The sequence below is a fragment of the Sulfuriroseicoccus oceanibius genome, from assembly GCF_010681825.2.
In the GTDB taxonomy this organism is placed as follows: Bacteria; Verrucomicrobiota; Verrucomicrobiia; order Verrucomicrobiales; family SLCJ01; genus Sulfuriroseicoccus; species Sulfuriroseicoccus oceanibius.
The window spans coordinates 1,339,295-1,355,398 of the sequence record NZ_CP066776.1; the positions used below are offsets into that span (position 1 = coordinate 1,339,295).

Sequence of the window (16,104 nt, forward strand, 5' to 3'; positions counted from 1 at the left end):
CCTTATGGCTCGGGCAGGTTTGTTGGCCCCGAAATCATGGTCAACATCGCAGACTCCCCCGGTGCTCAGAAGCTCGTCGACGACCCCTTTGGATCGCGCCCGTACCTAGTTTTTTGGGAGGTGACCCGAGCCTGTGCGTTAGCTTGCAAGCATTGCCGGGCGGTGGCTCAGCCGAAGCGTCATCCGGACGAACTGACGAGCGAGGAGGCCGAGCGATTGGTCGATCAGTTGGCTGAACTGTCACCTCCGATGTTGATTCTGACCGGCGGCGACCCGCTGATGCGACTGGATGTGCTGCAGATTGCCCAGCGTGCCGACGAGCGGGGAATGCGAGTGGGGCTGAGTCCCGCAGCGACCGCCCGGTTGAGCAACTATGACTTTGATGTGATCCGTCAGGCCGGCGTGTCGAGCATGTCGCTCAGCCTGGATGGAGCCACTCGGGAGACCCATGATGCATTCCGCGGCGTGAAGGGAACCTTTGACCGCACGATCGATGCCGTTCACCGAGCCAAGGCGGCGGGATTGTCGGTGCAGATCAATACAACGCTGACAGCGCACAACTTGGATGAGTTCGATGCCTTCCGTGATCTGATGTTCGAGCTTGAGCCGTCGATGTGGAGTGTGTTCATCCTGGTGCCGACCGGACGTGCGGGCGTGGTGGACATGCCGTCTGCGGATGCATTGGAGAGTGTGTTCGAGCGGATGGCGGACTTGGTGGGCAAGGCACCGTTTGGGATCAAGACCACCGAGGGGCATCACTTCCGGCGCGTGCTGGCGCAGCGCGGACATGGCGGCCAGCGAGGGCGTCAGGGGATGCGCACCCCGCTGGGGATCCGCGACGGGCGTGGCGTGATGTTCATTTCCCACACCGGTGTGGTGAGCCCGAGCGGCTTCCTGCCGGCGGACTGCGGCAATGTGCGCGACGTGCACCCGGCGGAGGTTTACCGCGAGCACCCGCTTTTTGTGTCGCTGCGGGACTCCGACGCATTGGGCGGCAAGTGTGGCCGCTGTGAGTTTAGAACGATTTGTGGCGGGTCGCGTGCCCGTGCCTACGGGGTGACAGGCGACATGTTTGCCGCCGAGCCAGCCTGCTCCTATCAACCAAAATCTACGAGATAATCCGATGATCAATCTAACCCGACTCTGGACCGGAACCCAGCAACCCGCCGATGGATTGCGCTACGGGCACGGCAACGCGGCTGTGAAGACCGCACGCACCCGCCGCCCGATTGTGGTGTGGAATATTACCCGTACCTGCAACCTGCAGTGCATTCATTGCTACTCGGACTCGGCTGGTAAGCGTTACCCTGGCGAGCTCGACTGGGATCAGATGAAGGCGGTGGTCGATGATCTCGCCGCTTACGAGGTGCCGTCGCTGCTTTTCTCGGGCGGTGAACCGATGATTCACCCGCATTTCTTCGACTTGGTGGATTACGCCACGGAGAAGGGGCTGAAGCTGACGATCTCGACCAACGGAACGTTGATCACGCCAGAAAAGGCGGCGCGGCTCAAAGAAGCCAATGTGGCGTATGTCGGGATTTCCCTAGACGGCATTGGTGAGATCCACGATCACTTCCGCGGTAAGAAGGGTGCATTTGATCGCGCGGTGCAGGGGTTCAAGTACTGCCATGAGGTGGGACAGAAGACCGGCCTGCGTCTGACCCTGACGCGTCACAACGTGGAGAACATCGAGCGCATTCTCGACTTCATCGAGGACGAGGAGATCCAGCGTGTGTGCTTCTATCACTTGGTCCCAGCCGGCCGCGGATGTGAGCTGCAGGTGCTGGGCGAAAAAGAAGCTCGCGGCGCAATCGATACGCTGATCTCCCGGGTGGAAAAATGGAATGCCCAAGGGCTGACCCGCGAACTACTCACCGTGACCCAACCCGCCGACGGTGCGTATTTGCTGACTCGCATGGAGCGCGAAAACCACCCGAACTTGGAGCAGGCCCGCGAGTTGCTCGGGTGGAACGGTGGCGGAGCGAATAGCTCGGGACGAGGCATCGCCAACATCGATACCCAGGGTAACGTGCACCCGGATCAGTTTTGGCAGGACGTCCAGCTCGGAAACGTGAAGCAGGTGCCGTTTTCCAAAATCTGGGAAGGTCAGCACGAGCCAAGCGCCGCGCAGTTGGAGGAGATCCGCTCGATCGGCCTGCTCAGTGCGGAGGAGCGCCAGGCCAAGCTGGAAGGGCCATGTGGCACCTGCCGCTGGTTCAAGGTGTGCGGCGGTGGATTTCGCACCCGATCCGCATTTGCCAATGGGCATCTCTGGGGCAGCGATCCGGGGTGCTACCTGTCTGCAGAAGAGACCAGCGCTGTGTGCGTATAGTGTATTCCAACGGGATTGAATCGGGCCGCATTTGGGGCAGGTTCAGCCCAACATTCAACCAATCATTTTATGGCTATTCTTGTTATTAATTGTGGGAGTTCCTCGGTGAAGTTTGCCGTGTTTGAGCAGGGCAGTGCCGAGGCGTTGGTGACTGGTATCGTCGATCAAATTGGCAGTGCCAATGTGGGCGGCAGCTACAAGCTCAACGATGGGACGAAGCAGAAGATTACGTGCCAGGTTGGTGCGGACCACACTGCGGTTTTGGCGGCAATTCTCGATGCGCTGAAGGCGGACGAGGCGTTGCAGAATGTGGCGATCACGGCAGTGGGGCACCGCGTGGTGCACGGTGGTGAGAAGTTTGCTGAACCTGTGTTGATCGATGCTGATGTGCTGGCGGGGATCCGCGAGTTGTCGTCCTTGGCGCCGTTGCATAACCCGGCCAATGCGGACGGTATTGAGGCGGCTTCGACCTTGTTCCCTGGCGTGCCTCAGGTGGCGGTTTTCGACACGGCTTTCCACCAGACCATTCCGCCGCATGTGTTCCGCTACGCGGTGCCGGACGCGCTTTACCACGAGCACAACGTGCGTCGCTATGGTTTCCATGGAACCAGCCACGATTACGTTTCGGCGGAGACCATCCGCAAGTACGACCTGGATCCGGTGCGCGCCAAAGTGTTGGTGGCGCATTTGGGCAATGGCTGCAGCGCCACGGCCGTGGTGGGTGGCCGTTCGTGCGACACTACCATGGGCATCACTCCGCTCGAGGGACTGATGATGGGAACCCGTTCCGGCAACGTTGACCCGAACCTGCACTCGTACCTGGCCGAGAACACGGGGATGTCGCTCGACGAGATCACCGAGATGCTGAACAAGAAGTCGGGCTTTGCCGGACTCAGCGGCATTTCAAACGACCTGCGCGAGTTGGCTGTTGCCTACGAAGAAGGTCACGGTGGCGCGCGCCTGGCGGTTGAGGTTTTCTGTTTCCGTCTGGCTCGCGAGTTGGCCGGACTGACCGTCTCGCTCGACGGCGTGCCGGATGCCATCGCCTTCACCGGCGGGATCGGAGAGAACTCCAAATTGGTGCGCGAGAAAACCGTGCGCTACCTCAAATTCCTCGGCTGCGAGCTGGATGTGGCACGTAACGAGGTCAATGGCGGCGACTCAAATGGCGTGATCAGCGTCGAGGGTAGCAAGGGCCCATTGATCGCTGTGGTTGCCACCAACGAAGAACTCGCAATTGCCGAGGCAACTGCCGAGGTGGCCCAGCCAGAGGGGAACTAATTACCTGAAATCAATCTATGCGAAAACATACCTTCCTAACCATCCCGGTAGGCCGAGACGCCGGTCTGACGTCCGCCAGTATCGGCCTGGTGCGTACGCTGGACCGCCTGGGGGTGCCGGTGGGCTTCTTCAAGCCACTGAGCCAGCCTCATCCGGGGCAGAGCTTTGACCGGTCGTCGGCATATCTGGAGAAGACCAACACATTGTTCCCTCCACCGCCGATCCCGACCGCGGTTCTCGACGCCGCCATCTCCGATGGTACCGTCGATGACTTGATGGAGGAAGTGGTGCAGCGATTTGAGGAGCTGCCAGCCGAGCAGGAGACCGTGGTGGTCGAGGGGATGGTTCCTACCGCCCAGCTGCCAACCGCGCAAGAGCTCAATGGCTCGCTAGCTCGTGCTCTGAACGCCGAAGTGGTGCTGGTGGCGCGTCCGTCGGAGTCGTCTGTTCTGGCGATCCGTCAGCTTTTGACCGATGCCATCAACCGCTTGCCGGCGAGTTTGATCGAGATCAAGCCGGCTGTCATTCTGAACCACGTTGACCTGGAAGTGTTGGCGCACGAGCTGGGAACCGATCCCTCGAAGCAGCAGTTGATGCTCGAGCGTCTGCGTGCGGTTCTGACTGCGGGTGACTCTCGCTTTGAGCTGATTGGCCTTATCGGCAGCAACCCAGATCTGGCGGCCACGCGCGTGGTGGACATTGTGGGCGAGCTGCAGGGTGAGGTGTTGGTCCCTGGTGACATGCACGGGCGCCGCGTGAAGGAGATTCGCCTTTGCGCACGCAATGTTGGTAATTTGTTTGAAGTGTTCAAATCGGGCACGCTGGTGGTGACCCCGGGTGACCGATCCGACGTGATCTCGGCGGCGGCACTGGCGGCGACGAAGTCGATCCACTTGGCAGGCATCGTGCTGACCGGTGGAATGAAGCCATGTACCAAGACGCTGAACTTCTGTAAGGACGCGTTCGCTCTGGATGGTGGTCTACCGATTTTCGAAGTTTCCACAGGATCGTTTGAAACGGCACGCGCCCTGACGTTGCTCAACCCGGAAGTTCCGGTGGAAGACGTCGAGCGCGTGAACCTGGTGATGGATACCTTCGCCCGCGGAGTGGACTCCGAATGGCTGCGTGACCGCTGCGACACCTTGGTTGAGAAGCGACTCTCGCCACCGGCATTCCGCCACCGTTTGAGCAAGATGGCTCGCGATGCGAAGAAGACCATCGTGCTGCCGGAAGGTGACGAACCGCGTACCGTGCAGGCTGCTGTACGCTGTGCTGAGCGTGGTATTGCCGAGTGTGTGTTGGTTGGCGATCCACGTCAGATTCACGAGGTGGCCCGCGTCAACGAACTCGAGATCGGTGATGGTATTGTCATCGTGGATCCTGCTCACGAGCGCGAGAAGTACCTCAAGCCGTTGCTTGAGATGCGCAAGCACAAGGGGCTGACCGAAGAACGTGCCATCGAAGCACTGCGCGACAACGTCACCTTGGCGACCATGATGGTGGCTCTTGGTGAGGTGGACGGACTGGTTTCCGGTGCGGTTCACAGCACGGCGAGCACGATCCGCCCGGCATTGCAGTTGATCAAGACCGCCCCAGACGCCAATGCGGTGTCGTCGATCTTCTTCATGTGCTTGCCTGACCAGGTGCTGGTTTACGGTGACTGTGCGGTGAACCCGGATCCGGATGCGGAAATGCTGGCGGATATCGCGATTCAAAGTGCGCGCTCTGCCAAGGCCTTCGGCATCGAGCCGACCGTGGCAATGATCAGCTACTCGACATTGGGATCCGGCTCCGGAGCCAACGTCGACAAAGTGGTCGAGGCCACGAAGATTGCCCGCGAGCGGGCTCCTGAGTTGGTGATCGACGGACCATTGCAGTACGATGCGGCGACCATTCCATCGGTGGCCAAGTCCAAGGCTCCGGACAGCCCGGTCGCAGGACGTGCCAACGTGTGCATCTTCCCTGATCTCAATACCGGCAACACGACCTACAAGGCCGTACAACGTGCCGCCAACGTGATCTCGATGGGACCAATGCTCCAAGGTCTGCGCCGTCCGGTCAACGACCTGAGCCGCGGTGCTTTGGTGGATGATATCATCTACACCATCGCCCTGACCGCCATCCAGGCACAGCAGGTCGAGGACGCCGAGCTCAAGCAGTAAGCTCGAACGCACATCAAGCTAGAATCAGAAAAGCCCTTCAGTGCCCCGATTGTGCGGGTGTGCTGGAGGGCTCTTTCGTGATCGGAAGGTTTCAGACCTTCTTCCGGGGGGCTCACTTTTTGATCTTAATCATCACCTCATTGCGGCGTTTGGCGGGCAATGTCATCGGTGGGTCGTAGCTGGCTTTTTCCATCGTGCCGATCACCTCAAGCTTCTGCTTCTCAATCCACTCCATCAGAAGCTTCTGCGCTTGTTCTTCCTTGGCCCTCGAGCGGATACCGCTGAAGCGATAGACAGCGTAGCGCGCCGCTTCGCGGGTGGTGATCTCGATGTTCGGGTTGTTTGCCTTGGGGGCACCAGCTGCCGCGACATCGGCGGGAACCACAAAGCTCATGTGCTTGTCATCGCTTTCGTCGTCGATGATCACCGGAGTGGTCATCTCAATCTTCTGCTCCGCCTCGTTCTTACCGGAGATGTAGCGGAACAACTGCATGAACGCGCCGTTGTTCGAGTCCATCGGGGCCGAGGCGACGACGATTTTCGGGTAGTCACGGATTTCGAATGCCCCATCGTTCTTCACCACCTTGTACTTCGGTGTTTCGTAATCGTCGCGGTCCGCCAGGGCGGCTGGAACCATGACAAGGATTCCAACGGTGGCGATTGCAGCAAGGGCTCGTCCTAGTTTCATGGCAGTTATCAGGTGAAAATGTGATCGACGGGAGGTTGCATTCATGTGGCGAAATTCGCCCCCCGCCGATCCTCAACACGGAGTCAGTCGGCTGGGTTACGACTTAGGAAGGATTACGGTGTCGATGACGTGAATGACGCCATTGCTTCCTACGATATCGGTTTTGATGACTTTCGCGCCATCGACAGTGACCGTGCCGTCGGACACTTGGATGTCCACGCTGGCGCCGTTAAGGGTTTTGACCTTACCTGGAGATACGTCCGCAGCCATGACTTTGGCTCCGATGGCGTGCAAGGTGAGTATGGCCTGAAGCTTTTCCTTGTTTTCAGGCTTCAGCAATTCCTCCACGGTCCCCTCCGGAAGCTTGGCGAAGGCGTCATTGGTTGGAGCGAAGATGGTAAATGGACCTTCACCGCTGAGAGTTTCTGCGAGTCCTGCTGCTTTCACGGCGGCCACAAGGGTGGAGAAGTCTTCGTTGGATGCGGCAATCTCGACGACGGTTTGCTCTGCCGCCTTCTCGTGGTTGTCGGCGAACACGGTCGGTGCGGTTGCTAGTGAGCCTGCAATGGTCAGCGTGGTAACGATGGTTGGTAGTTTCATGGGTGGGTGTTTTTTAAGGGTTGGTAGACACACTAAACGTTGAACAATGTTCGGCGTGTCTAGGTTGTGTCTATCGTGAGTGGTGATTCTTGTCAAAGAAAAGTCGAGGTTTTTGGTTCAGTGGAGAGCTGGGTTGAACTTTGTCTATCTTTCGTCTAAGAGTTTGTTCTATGGCGAACTCCCAGTATCCGATGAAGTATGTGACGCAGGTCACGGGGCTCAGTCCCCATGTGCTCAGGGTTTGGGAGCGGCGTTATGGAGCGGTGAAACCGCAGCGGACCGAGAGCAACCGTCGGATTTATGACGAAGCAGACGTGGCAAGGCTGGCTTTGCTCGTGAAGTTGACCAAGGCCGGGCATTCGATCCGCCACATTGCCAATATCCCGATAGAGGGCTTGGAGAGCATGATCCGTGGGTTGGAGAGCGATCATGCGAAGGTGGCCAGCCTGCCGCAGGATCCGGAGCTGAAGCAGAGTCTTTTGGACAAGGCGTGGCGCCATGTGATCGCATTACAGCCGGCAGAGCTTCAGCAGGTGCTCGACGCTGCGGTGGTCGAGCTTGGGGCGTCTGGGCTGATCGAGAAGCTGCTGGCGCCCTTGATTGGGCGGATCGGCGAGGGATGGGAGAATGGCGACCTGTCCGTAGCGGAGGAACATGCGGCGACCGCGGTGATTCGTGATGCCTTGTTTCGGGCGAGTATTCCGTATTCGGGGGAGGTTGGGGCGCCACGAATGGTGGTGGCGACCCCGAGCGGCCAGCTTCATGAGCTGGGAGCTGCGATGGTCTTTGCGACCGCACGGCGCAAGGGCTGGGATGTCACCTACCTGGGATCATCGTTGCCGGCTGAGGAAATCGTGCGTGCGGTGGTTCGTTCCGAAGCCATTGCCGTGGCGTTGAGTGTGGTTTATCCATCGGATGACCCAAGGTTGGGCGAAGAGTTGCGGCGTCTGCGCAGTCTATTACCGAGTGATGTGACCATCCTAATCGGTGGGCGGGCTGCGTTTGCCTATCGGAATGAGATTGGGGAAATCAAGGCGTCTCTGATGACCGACCTCCAAGGGTTGAAACGGAAGCTGGATGTGTTGCGGGAGAACCGCCAGCGTTAGCACCCGTCATTTGGGGGCTGGAAGGAAACAAAAAACGGCCGCCCCTCGGATCGAAGGACGGCCGTCAGTGGAAGCGGTTAGGCGCTAGTTGGTGAAGGGGGAGCCTTCGACCAGCGTGGCTTCTGTAATCTTCAGTTTGAATGGCTTCAGTGCCTCGGTGACCGCGGCTTCATCGTAGCCGTCTTTGTCTGCCAAGTGGAGTTTGATGCCGTTGTTGACGTAGGCACCGGTGATGCCATCGAGCTTTTCCAAGGCCACACGGACCTTGTCGTTGGTTTCAGCTCATCCAGTGCCTGCGACCTTGAGGTGGTAGGTCGCAGCAGGTTCCGTGGCTTGCTCCGCGGTGAACGAGGTGATCTTGAGCCCTTTTTCGGTGAGGGCTTTTTTGACCGTAGCCTCTTCCAGAGTGGCGCCGTCGTTCATGACGAGCGTGGCGCGGAGGCCGGAAAGGAGGATCTTATTCACTCCTTCTTGCGTCTTGAGAGCCGAACTGGCCCTCTTGGCAATGCCTCATCCACCGCCGCTGAGGTGGACCACATACGTGGAGATGGTTTCTGCCGCTTCAGCTTGCGCGGCTACCGGCTGGTCGGCTCCGGTCTCGGCCTTGGCGTGGTTGTCCGCGTGGAGCGGAAGCACGGCCAACCCGAGTCCAGCGATCGCTGTGGGTAGGATATGTTTTTTCATAATCTTGGGGTTGAGACGCTTCACCCGACCATACGCGTCTGCGGGAGGGCGGGGACGTCGGAAGTTGCAGCGTCCCGCAAGGGGGCGTGCGTCTATCCTATCGGATAGTGTTTGCTAGAACACCTGGAACCCGTGCTTATTCCACGGACTTTCGCACGCGCTTGGCTGCGGCCTTCTCCTGCTTCGTCATCTTCTTGAAGTACACTCTGCGTTCGTTGGCGTTGTAGGCCGCGAACAAATAGTGCGACTTGAACGGAGTGGCAGTCACGTCCAGTAGCGCGAAGGGAAGCGCGATCACCTCGCCGGTGCCGAGCGTCACCGCGTTCAACGTGGCGGCTCCACCGGCCGTTTGAGGGGCGGATGCTTTGCCGCGGAAGACAAATACATCGTAGTGATGGAACCAAGGGCGGTTTGAGAGGTCGCCGCTCAAGCTGCTGTAGCTGGTAGGCGCGTCTTGATCGATTGCCTGCTTGAGTGGTGTGTTTTTGTTCCAGCGACCAGAGAGCACGGGATCTCCGTAGCGGGCCATTGCGGTTGCTCTGTCCTTTGGTTCTTCGAACGAGTCGCCTGCGTTGTAAACCCACGCGCTGACGCAGCTGCTGAGTGAGGTTGCGAGCGCGCAGCAGGCAATGAGAGTCGGGACGCGGGCGGGCATGTCTGCGCGGGTATTAGTCCTGAATGACGTAGCGAACCGAATGGATCAGATCAGCCTTGTCCGAAAGTTTGGAGATCTTGAGTTCCGCATCCAGTGGGTCTTTGACCAAGTACTCCTTGCCGGATTTCCCTACGATGGGCACCCAATGTGGGTAGCCGCTGGGCATGGTGTAGCGGACAACCGGGACTTTGCCATTTTGCAGGGCGGAGTCGAGTTCGGCGTGGGTGAGTCCGCGGGGAACTGTGACTTGGATTTTGCCGTTGGTGACTTTGCCCACGGCGCTCCAGATGAGCCAGCCTCGCTCGGTGAACCCGTTGTTCTCAATCAGCGATGCGTTGAGTTGTTGCGGTGTGATGGGGTAGCCCAATTGCTCGGCAGCCATCGCGACGGCGCAGATGGTGCAGCCGACCGAAGCCATGGGTTCGCCACTGCCGCCGATTTTGTCCGCGCCCCATTGCGGGTCATTTTGAAGGTAGTATGCGCCATCGGTCGCTGCCGGGAGGTCGAGCGAGATCCCTCCCGACGAGCTGATCGATCCGGTTGGAGTAGCCGGGCGGGTTTGGATCCAAATAGCAACGGCCGCGAGCGAGGTGAGGCCGATGGCTGATGCGATGGCTAGTTTTTTTCTGAGTGAGCGAGACATGAGAGGGTTAGTGGAAGGTAGGTTGTTATGGCTCGTTGCTCTCGGGGTTGCCAACCAAATCTGTCTTCGCTAGCGTCCGGCCGTGAAGATTTTCAAGATACTGCTCCCGGTTTGGATGGTCCTGTTTTTGGCATCGTGCCAGGTGATGAGGCATGCGCCGATGGAGGAGGAATCCTACGGTCGGCGGGTTCACGAACTATCGCGTGCCTTGATGGCGATGCCCAGTGTGGATGCGCGTGCCGCTACAGAGGCCGACCAACTGGCGCGGGTAGCGGTTAGCGAGGGGGAGGCGTTCGCTCAGAAGTTCGGGGTGGTGCGGCCGGCGTGGTTGAACAACTGCCTGGTGAATATCAAGCTGCGCGAACGCGGGCTTTGCTGGCAGTACATGTATCATCTCTATTGGGCGATCGAACGCGAACAGCCCGAGTACTTCACCCTGCGCTGTGCGGTGCGCGATCAGGGACGTTTGTTTCACGAGCACCATGCGGTGGCGCTTTCCGCCAAAGGCGAGTCCTTTGCCAACAGCCTGATTCTGGACCCGTGGCAGGATTGCGGGCGGTTGATCTGGTTCCGGCCGTCCGGTGAGCGCGGCGAGTGGAAGGACAACCCCTACGAAGCACGGCGTGCGCAGAGGATCCGGCAGAACGCCAACGCTGAGGGCGGCGCTGATGAGTGATTTGGGCAGGCGTTGGTGTACAGAACCAAAAAACGCCCGGCGACTGGGTCACCGGGCGTTTGAGAATGAGTGGGCGCTTTCTTAGTTCTTGCCGAAATGTTTGGCGAGATCGTCGAGGGCGTCGGGATCGGTTGGTTGGCGGGCGGCGGCGATGGCGTCGCGCTGAAGTTGGGTGATGGTCTTCACTCCGTGCTTGCCGAGCTCGAGCATATCGGTGAGCTGGGTGCCGGAGAAGGTGGCTTCCTCGCCGCTGCCTTGAAGTTCAACAAACTCGAGGTCCTCGGTCATGACGACGTTGAAGTCGACGGATGCGTCGCGGTCCTCGACGTACATCAAGTCGAGCAGCGGCGTGTCTTTAACCACACCGCATGAAACGGCCGAGACCAGCTTGGTCATCGGGTTTTTCTTGAGTTTGCCTTCGGCCATGAGTTTCTCGATGGCGATTGCGGCGGCGACGCAGGCACCCGTGATCGATGCGGTACGGGTGCCGCCGTCGGCCTGGAGGACGTCGCAGTCGATCCAGAGCGTGCGTGGGCCGAGGGCTTTCAGGTCGACTACGGCACGCAGGGCACGGCCGATGAGACGTTGGATTTCGATCGAGCGTCCGTCTTGTTTGCCGCGTGAGATGTCGCGGTCTTTGCGGTCGAGGGTCGAGTAGGGGAGCATCGAGTACTCGGCGGTGAGCCAGCCGCCTGGGACGCCTTGGTATTTCATCCATCCCGGGACGCGCTCCTGGATGTTGGCGGCGCAGATGACGCGCGTGTTGCCGAACGAGGTCAGCACCGAGCCGAGCGCGTGTGGGGCAAAGCCCTGCTGGAAGGTGATCGGGCGCAGCTGGTCGGGCGTGCGGTTGTCTTCGCGTTGGTATGGTGTGGCGTCGTTCATTTCCTCGATAGGTAGAGGACGGGGGGCTGGCGGTCAAGGGGGATGGGACTTGCCGGGTCGGCACCGCCTGTTCAAGTTTGCGTTGTTCTCGCTGCAATGCATTGTAGGATCTGTATTATAACTATTCCCCTTACTCGTTATGCCTCTGCAAAAAGCTGTTGTTCAAGTGCCCGCCAGTACCAGTAACCTCGGGCCCGGATATGATTGTCTCGGCTTGGCGTTGCAGATTTATAACCGGGTGACGGTGAACCGGGAGAAGGGCGAGGGTGCGGAAATGGTCCACCCGGCCCACCCCATGGTGGAGGAGGCGACCGACGCCTACTTCAAGCGCGCACGAGGGGGGGCATTTGCCTACTCGTGGTCGATTGAGGGGGATGTCCCGATGTCGCGTGGGCTTGGTAGCTCGGTGACATTGCGGTTGGGGATTCTGACCGGCTTGAATGCGCTCAATGGATCGCCGCTCGATCAGCAGGCGTTGTTTGAGATTTGTGCGGAGTTGGAGGGGCACCCGGACAACGCGGGACCGGCGACGTTCGGTGGGTTTGTGGTAGCGGACGAAAAGTTTGATTACTACCGGTTCGACGTTGAGCCGGAGTTGCAGTTTGTGTTGCTGATTCCGGATTACGAAGTGCTGACCGACGAGGCACGTAAGTTGATGCCCAAGGTGATCACGCATAAGGATGCGGTGACCAACACAGGCAATGCCTGCAAGATCACAGCGGCGATCGCGACCAAGCAGTACCATCAATTGCGCGGTAACTTTGATGATTACCTGCACCAGCCCTATCGCGAGCATTTGGTGCCGGGCTTGCGCGAGATCATAGATTCCGGCAAGGCCGTCGGGGCGGTAGGAGGTTTCCTCTCGGGGTCTGGCTCGACCGTGGCATGTCTCACCGTGCGCGGCGACGGCGAGAAGATTGGTCAGGCGATGCGGCTGGCCCACCCGAGCGTGCGCGACGCCGAGGTGCGCGTGGTTTCGGCGGACAACGATGGCGCGCGCGTGCTCTACACAGAGTAGCAATGACCAATAGGCGGTGAGCCAGCCTTGCCAATTCGCTGCATCGCACTGACAGTAGCGACCACCCACCGCATGAAGGAAAGTCTGGAACAACTCGAACAGTACGGGATCGAAGTGATCCTCGGGCGCGACAAGCGCTTGAAAGCCAGGATTCTTCGTGTCGTGCTGCACGGGTTGTCGTTCATTTACCGCGGACTGGTGTGGCTGCGGCTCAAGCTCTATCGCGAGCGCGTGCTGCACGAAGCCAACCTCGGATGCATGGTCATCAGTATCGGCAATCTGAGCGTGGGCGGAACCGGCAAGACACCGGTGGTGGAGAGTTTTGCCCGTGCGCTTAAGGATGCCGGGCGCAATGTGGTGGTGTTGAGTCGTGGTTATAAAAGCCGGGGTGGGAAGACGAAGAAGAAGCGCCGTCGTGTCGACCCTGAAGACGCCATCCCTTTCGCCGACGATCCGCCACCGCGTATTGTGTCGGACGGTAAGAATGTGTTGCTCAGCTCGCTTGAGTCGGGCGATGAGCCGTTCATGCTGGCAAAGAACCTACGCGACATTCCCGTGGTAGTGGACAAGAACCGGATCAAAGGCGGCGTCCATGCGATCCGTGACTTTGCCGCTGATACCTTGATTCTCGACGACGGTTTGCAGTACCTGAAGCTGGCGCACCGGATTGATATTGTGTTGGTCGATCGCAATGCGCCGTTTGGTAACGAGTATATGTTGCCGCGAGGGACGCTGCGTGAGCCGCCGTGCAATATTGCGCGCGCCAGTTATGTGCTGATCACCAAGTGCACCGGCACGCCGGGTGAGAACGACGAGTTGATCAAGCGCATCCGCAAGTACAACCCGGATGTCGAGATCATCGAGTGCACCCACCGTCCGCAGTATCTCTACAACGTGGTGACTGGTGAAACCGAGCCTCTCGAACTGCTGAAGGACAAATACGTCGCGGCGATGAGTGGGATCGCGGTGCCGGAGTCGTTCGAGAATGGCTTGCGCCGCCTTGGAGCAAACATTGGAACGGTTGCTCGTTTTGCCGACCACCATTGGTTCGACGAACGCGAGATCCAGGATTTCATCGACGTCGCGATCGACTGCGACATGGACATGCTGCTGACGACCGAGAAGGACGCGGTGCGTTTCCCAAAATTGGAGCGGACGGACATTCCGATCTACTACCTGCGGATTGAGATCGACATTTTGTCCGGTGAGGAAACGTGGGAGGAATGCGTGCGGCGGATTTGCAGTCCAAAGCCCGCCAAGCCGGTGATGCGTGAGTTTGCGTAGGGGCTGAGCTTCCGGAGTGAGGTGAATCGGCGTGGAATGAGCGGCCATCGGGAGGGTGCTTGTGTGATTGCATCGGCGGGGTGGCCAAGCTGGAGCTTGGCGTTCCAGTGGGACAAGAGCAGCCTCGGGGGCGGGGGCGACCTTTTGGAGTGCGGTGAGCATCACCGCTTTTGATTCCAGGCTGAGCCGGTGGTGGTGAGCGATGGTATTTGGTATGAGCCCCCCGCATCACTGGAATCTCTCTGAAGGCGAATCTCACGCGTTGTTGGGGGGATCGAGTCTCCAGTGATTGCCACCCCAGATGGGATGCGCCATGAGCAAGCAGGGGAGTGATAGCGGGAGATCACTCTGCGACGGGCCCTCCCTACCCGCTACTTGCTGCAGGAAAGCAAAAAATCCGCCATCAGCCGACGAACGGCCGATGGCGGATCAGGATGTGGTTGAACCTAGAGATTGGGATTAAGCCTCAGGAGTAGCGATCAGGTTCAGGCGGATGATGACTTCGTCGCGGATGAGGTCGTCCTTCATGCCTGGGTAGGTCACACCGAAGTCGCTGCGGTTGATGTCGAACTCGGAGGAGATGGTGATCTTGTCTTCCGACTGATCGACGGTAGCAGGGAAGGTGATGTTCTTGGTCACACCGTGGAAGGTGAAGTTGCCCGCCACTTTGTAGGTGCCGTCGTCCTGTTTGGTGACGCCGGTGACATCAAAGGTCGAGGTAGGGAACTGCTCGACATCGAAGAAGTCGGCCGACTTGAGGTGACCGGTGAGTTTCTCCGCGTCGCTCCAGGTCGAGGTCATGTCGATGCTCACCGAGTGGTCGTTTCCAACCGGCTGGCCGTCTGCGATGGTGAAGTGACCGGTGAATGTCTTGAACCCGCCGTCGTGCTTGCCGGTGACTTTCGATCCGGTGAACTCAATGGTCGACTCCGGTGCGAAGACATAACGCACGCCCTCGGCGGAGGTGGTGGTTTGCTTTTCCACGGCGTCTTTCACTTCGGCGTCGGCGGTGGAGTCGGCTGGGTTGCCGCACGAGCTGATGGCTGCTGCGGTGGCGATGGCGGCTACGGATGTGATGATGGTCTTGGTTTTCATAATATTGGGTGGGTTGGTTTTTCTATTGTGGATTGGGAAATGGTGGTGGTTACGCCAAGTCGAATAGCAAAGCTTCGGTGCCCTCGGCTGACGAGATGGTTAACGATCCTTCGCTCTCGCTGGATGCGGCATCTCCAGGTTTTAACGATTCCCCGTTGAGGGTGAGTTCGCCGTGGATGACTTGCAGCCAGGCTCCGCGGCCGGCGGCGAGGTCGTGACTGATGGATTCACCGGCTGCCAGTTTGACCCGGTAGACGGAGGCGTCCTGATGGATCGTGGCCGATTGGTCGCGTCCGTCTGGGGAAATGAGCAAGACCTTGCGTGGGTCGGCACCCTCGGCGGGCTGCCATTCGGTGTAGCTCGGGGTGAGTCCGCGTTCGTTGGGCTCGATCCAAATTTGGAGCAGGTGGGCTTCTTCGGTCTGGCTTGGGTTGAACTCAGAATGGAGCACGCCGCGGCCTGCACTCATCATTTGCACTTCTCCAGGGGTGATGACTTTTTCGTTGCCCATGGAATCGGCGTGCTGGAGCTGGCCGGCTACGAGGTATGAGAAGATCTCCATGTCGCGGTGCGGGTGGCGCGGGAACCCAGCACCTGGCGCGATGCGGTCTTGGTTGATCACGCGCAGGCTGCGGAAACCCATGCGCTCCGGGTTGTAGTAATCGGCAAACGAAAAGCTGTGCCGTGCGACGAGCCATCCGTGGTCGGCAAATCCGCGCTCTTCGCTGCGCATGATGTCGATTGGGCTTTGGGTGTTCGTTTTCATGAGGCAGATCATGCCGGAGTCTGCCCGTTTTGTGAAATGCCCGGTGGTTGGTCTCAGCATGCCCTCAACGCATACATGTCCGGAACCCGGACGGGTGGATACGCGTATCGGAGGCAAGAGGTGGGCTGTTGGTGAATGGCCGCGTCGGAGTCGGGTGGCTGTGCGGCGGATTGTCTGTGTCTGGAACCCGGACGGGTGGATACGCGGAGGGAATCGAGATGTGGGCGGT

18 protein-coding genes are annotated in these 16,104 nt (G+C 59.4%); 8 read left to right on the forward strand and 10 right to left on the reverse strand.

Translation table 11 applies throughout. The annotated features are described in order from the left end of the window. Nucleotides 1-36 precede the first annotated feature (36 nt). The 4 genes from G3M56_RS05260 (at nucleotide 37) to pta (ending at nucleotide 5,775) form a co-directional block, all read left to right on the forward strand. Entirely contained in the window at nucleotides 37-1,119 is a 1,083-nt protein-coding gene (locus tag G3M56_RS05260) for a radical SAM protein (protein WP_164364185.1), read from the forward strand. Nucleotides 1,120-1,123: 4 nt separating this feature from the next. After that, a complete protein-coding gene (locus tag G3M56_RS05265; RefSeq protein ID WP_164364187.1) occupies nucleotides 1,124-2,332 on the forward strand; it encodes a radical SAM protein in 1,209 nt (402 codons plus the stop codon). Nucleotides 2,333-2,401: 69 nt separating this feature from the next. Beyond that, nucleotides 2,402-3,613 carry an acetate/propionate family kinase gene (locus G3M56_RS05270; RefSeq protein WP_164364189.1) on the forward strand — a complete coding sequence of 404 codons (1,212 nt, stop codon included), beginning with the start codon at nucleotides 2,402-2,404 and terminating at the stop codon, nucleotides 3,611-3,613. Nucleotides 3,614-3,630: 17 nt separating this feature from the next. Beyond that, nucleotides 3,631-5,775, forward strand: a complete 2,145-nt coding sequence (pta, locus tag G3M56_RS05275) for a phosphate acetyltransferase (protein ID WP_164364191.1) — start codon at nucleotides 3,631-3,633, stop codon at nucleotides 5,773-5,775. Between the two features lie 112 nt (nucleotides 5,776-5,887). On the opposite strand, the gene G3M56_RS05280 is transcribed toward pta, so the two are convergent. Then, entirely contained in the window at nucleotides 5,888-6,463 is a 576-nt protein-coding gene (locus tag G3M56_RS05280) for an SOUL family heme-binding protein (protein ID WP_164364194.1), read from the reverse strand. 96 nt (nucleotides 6,464-6,559) lie between these two features. Further along, on the reverse strand, nucleotides 6,560-7,063 hold the full coding sequence (locus tag G3M56_RS05285; protein WP_164364196.1) for a fasciclin domain-containing protein: 504 nt from the start codon (nucleotides 7,061-7,063) through the stop codon (nucleotides 6,560-6,562). A 170-nt stretch (nucleotides 7,064-7,233) separates the two neighbouring features. Here G3M56_RS05285 and G3M56_RS05290 point away from each other — a divergent pair, with 170 nt between their 5' ends. Then, on the forward strand, nucleotides 7,234-8,169 hold the full coding sequence (locus G3M56_RS05290; protein ID WP_164364198.1) for a MerR family transcriptional regulator: 936 nt from the start codon (nucleotides 7,234-7,236) through the stop codon (nucleotides 8,167-8,169). Nucleotides 8,170-8,253: 84 nt separating this feature from the next. Here the strand turns inward: G3M56_RS05290 and G3M56_RS05295 are convergent, their stop codons facing one another. The 5 genes from G3M56_RS05295 to G3M56_RS05315 form a co-directional block, all read right to left on the reverse strand. Beyond that, nucleotides 8,254-8,421, reverse strand: a complete 168-nt coding sequence (locus tag G3M56_RS05295; protein ID WP_164364200.1) for a hypothetical protein — start codon at nucleotides 8,419-8,421, stop codon at nucleotides 8,254-8,256. A 30-nt stretch (nucleotides 8,422-8,451) separates the two neighbouring features. Then, nucleotides 8,452-8,634: a hypothetical protein gene (locus G3M56_RS05300; RefSeq protein WP_164364202.1), complete on the reverse strand. Its 183-nt coding sequence runs from the start codon at nucleotides 8,632-8,634 to the stop codon at nucleotides 8,452-8,454. 45 nt (nucleotides 8,635-8,679) lie between these two features. Beyond that, nucleotides 8,680-8,853 carry a hypothetical protein gene (locus G3M56_RS05305; protein WP_164364205.1) on the reverse strand — a complete coding sequence of 58 codons (174 nt, stop codon included), beginning with the start codon at nucleotides 8,851-8,853 and terminating at the stop codon, nucleotides 8,680-8,682. 136 nt (nucleotides 8,854-8,989) lie between these two features. After that, nucleotides 8,990-9,508, reverse strand: coding sequence for a hypothetical protein (locus G3M56_RS05310; protein WP_164364207.1), 519 nt, complete (start codon nucleotides 9,506-9,508; stop codon nucleotides 8,990-8,992). Between the two features lie 13 nt (nucleotides 9,509-9,521). Next, nucleotides 9,522-10,151 (reverse strand): cysteine peptidase family C39 domain-containing protein, encoded by a 630-nt coding sequence (locus G3M56_RS05315; protein WP_164364209.1) that lies wholly within the window; start codon nucleotides 10,149-10,151, stop codon nucleotides 9,522-9,524. 82 nt (nucleotides 10,152-10,233) lie between these two features. On the opposite strand from G3M56_RS05315, the gene G3M56_RS05320 reads away from it, so the two are divergent. Beyond that, a complete protein-coding gene (locus G3M56_RS05320; protein WP_164364211.1) occupies nucleotides 10,234-10,827 on the forward strand; it encodes a hypothetical protein in 594 nt (197 codons plus the stop codon). A gap of 81 nt (nucleotides 10,828-10,908) precedes the next feature. Here G3M56_RS05320 and rph read toward each other — a convergent pair whose 3' ends face one another. Next, on the reverse strand, nucleotides 10,909-11,712 hold the full coding sequence (gene rph / locus G3M56_RS05325) for a ribonuclease PH (RefSeq protein WP_164364213.1): 804 nt from the start codon (nucleotides 11,710-11,712) through the stop codon (nucleotides 10,909-10,911). A 139-nt stretch (nucleotides 11,713-11,851) separates the two neighbouring features. On the opposite strand from rph, the gene thrB reads away from it, so the two are divergent. Beyond that, entirely contained in the window at nucleotides 11,852-12,730 is an 879-nt protein-coding gene (thrB, locus tag G3M56_RS05330; protein ID WP_164364215.1) for a homoserine kinase, read from the forward strand. Nucleotides 12,731-12,802: 72 nt separating this feature from the next. Next, nucleotides 12,803-14,014: a tetraacyldisaccharide 4'-kinase gene (lpxK, locus tag G3M56_RS05335; RefSeq protein ID WP_164364217.1), complete on the forward strand. Its 1,212-nt coding sequence runs from the start codon at nucleotides 12,803-12,805 to the stop codon at nucleotides 14,012-14,014. Nucleotides 14,015-14,473: 459 nt separating this feature from the next. Here lpxK and G3M56_RS05340 read toward each other — a convergent pair whose 3' ends face one another. Both G3M56_RS05340 and G3M56_RS05345 read right to left on the reverse strand, forming a co-directional pair. Further along, on the reverse strand, nucleotides 14,474-15,109 hold the full coding sequence (locus G3M56_RS05340) for a YceI family protein (RefSeq protein WP_164364219.1): 636 nt from the start codon (nucleotides 15,107-15,109) through the stop codon (nucleotides 14,474-14,476). A gap of 49 nt (nucleotides 15,110-15,158) precedes the next feature. Then, nucleotides 15,159-15,875: a pirin family protein gene (locus tag G3M56_RS05345; RefSeq protein ID WP_164364221.1), complete on the reverse strand. Its 717-nt coding sequence runs from the start codon at nucleotides 15,873-15,875 to the stop codon at nucleotides 15,159-15,161. Nucleotides 15,876-16,104 lie beyond the last annotated feature (229 nt).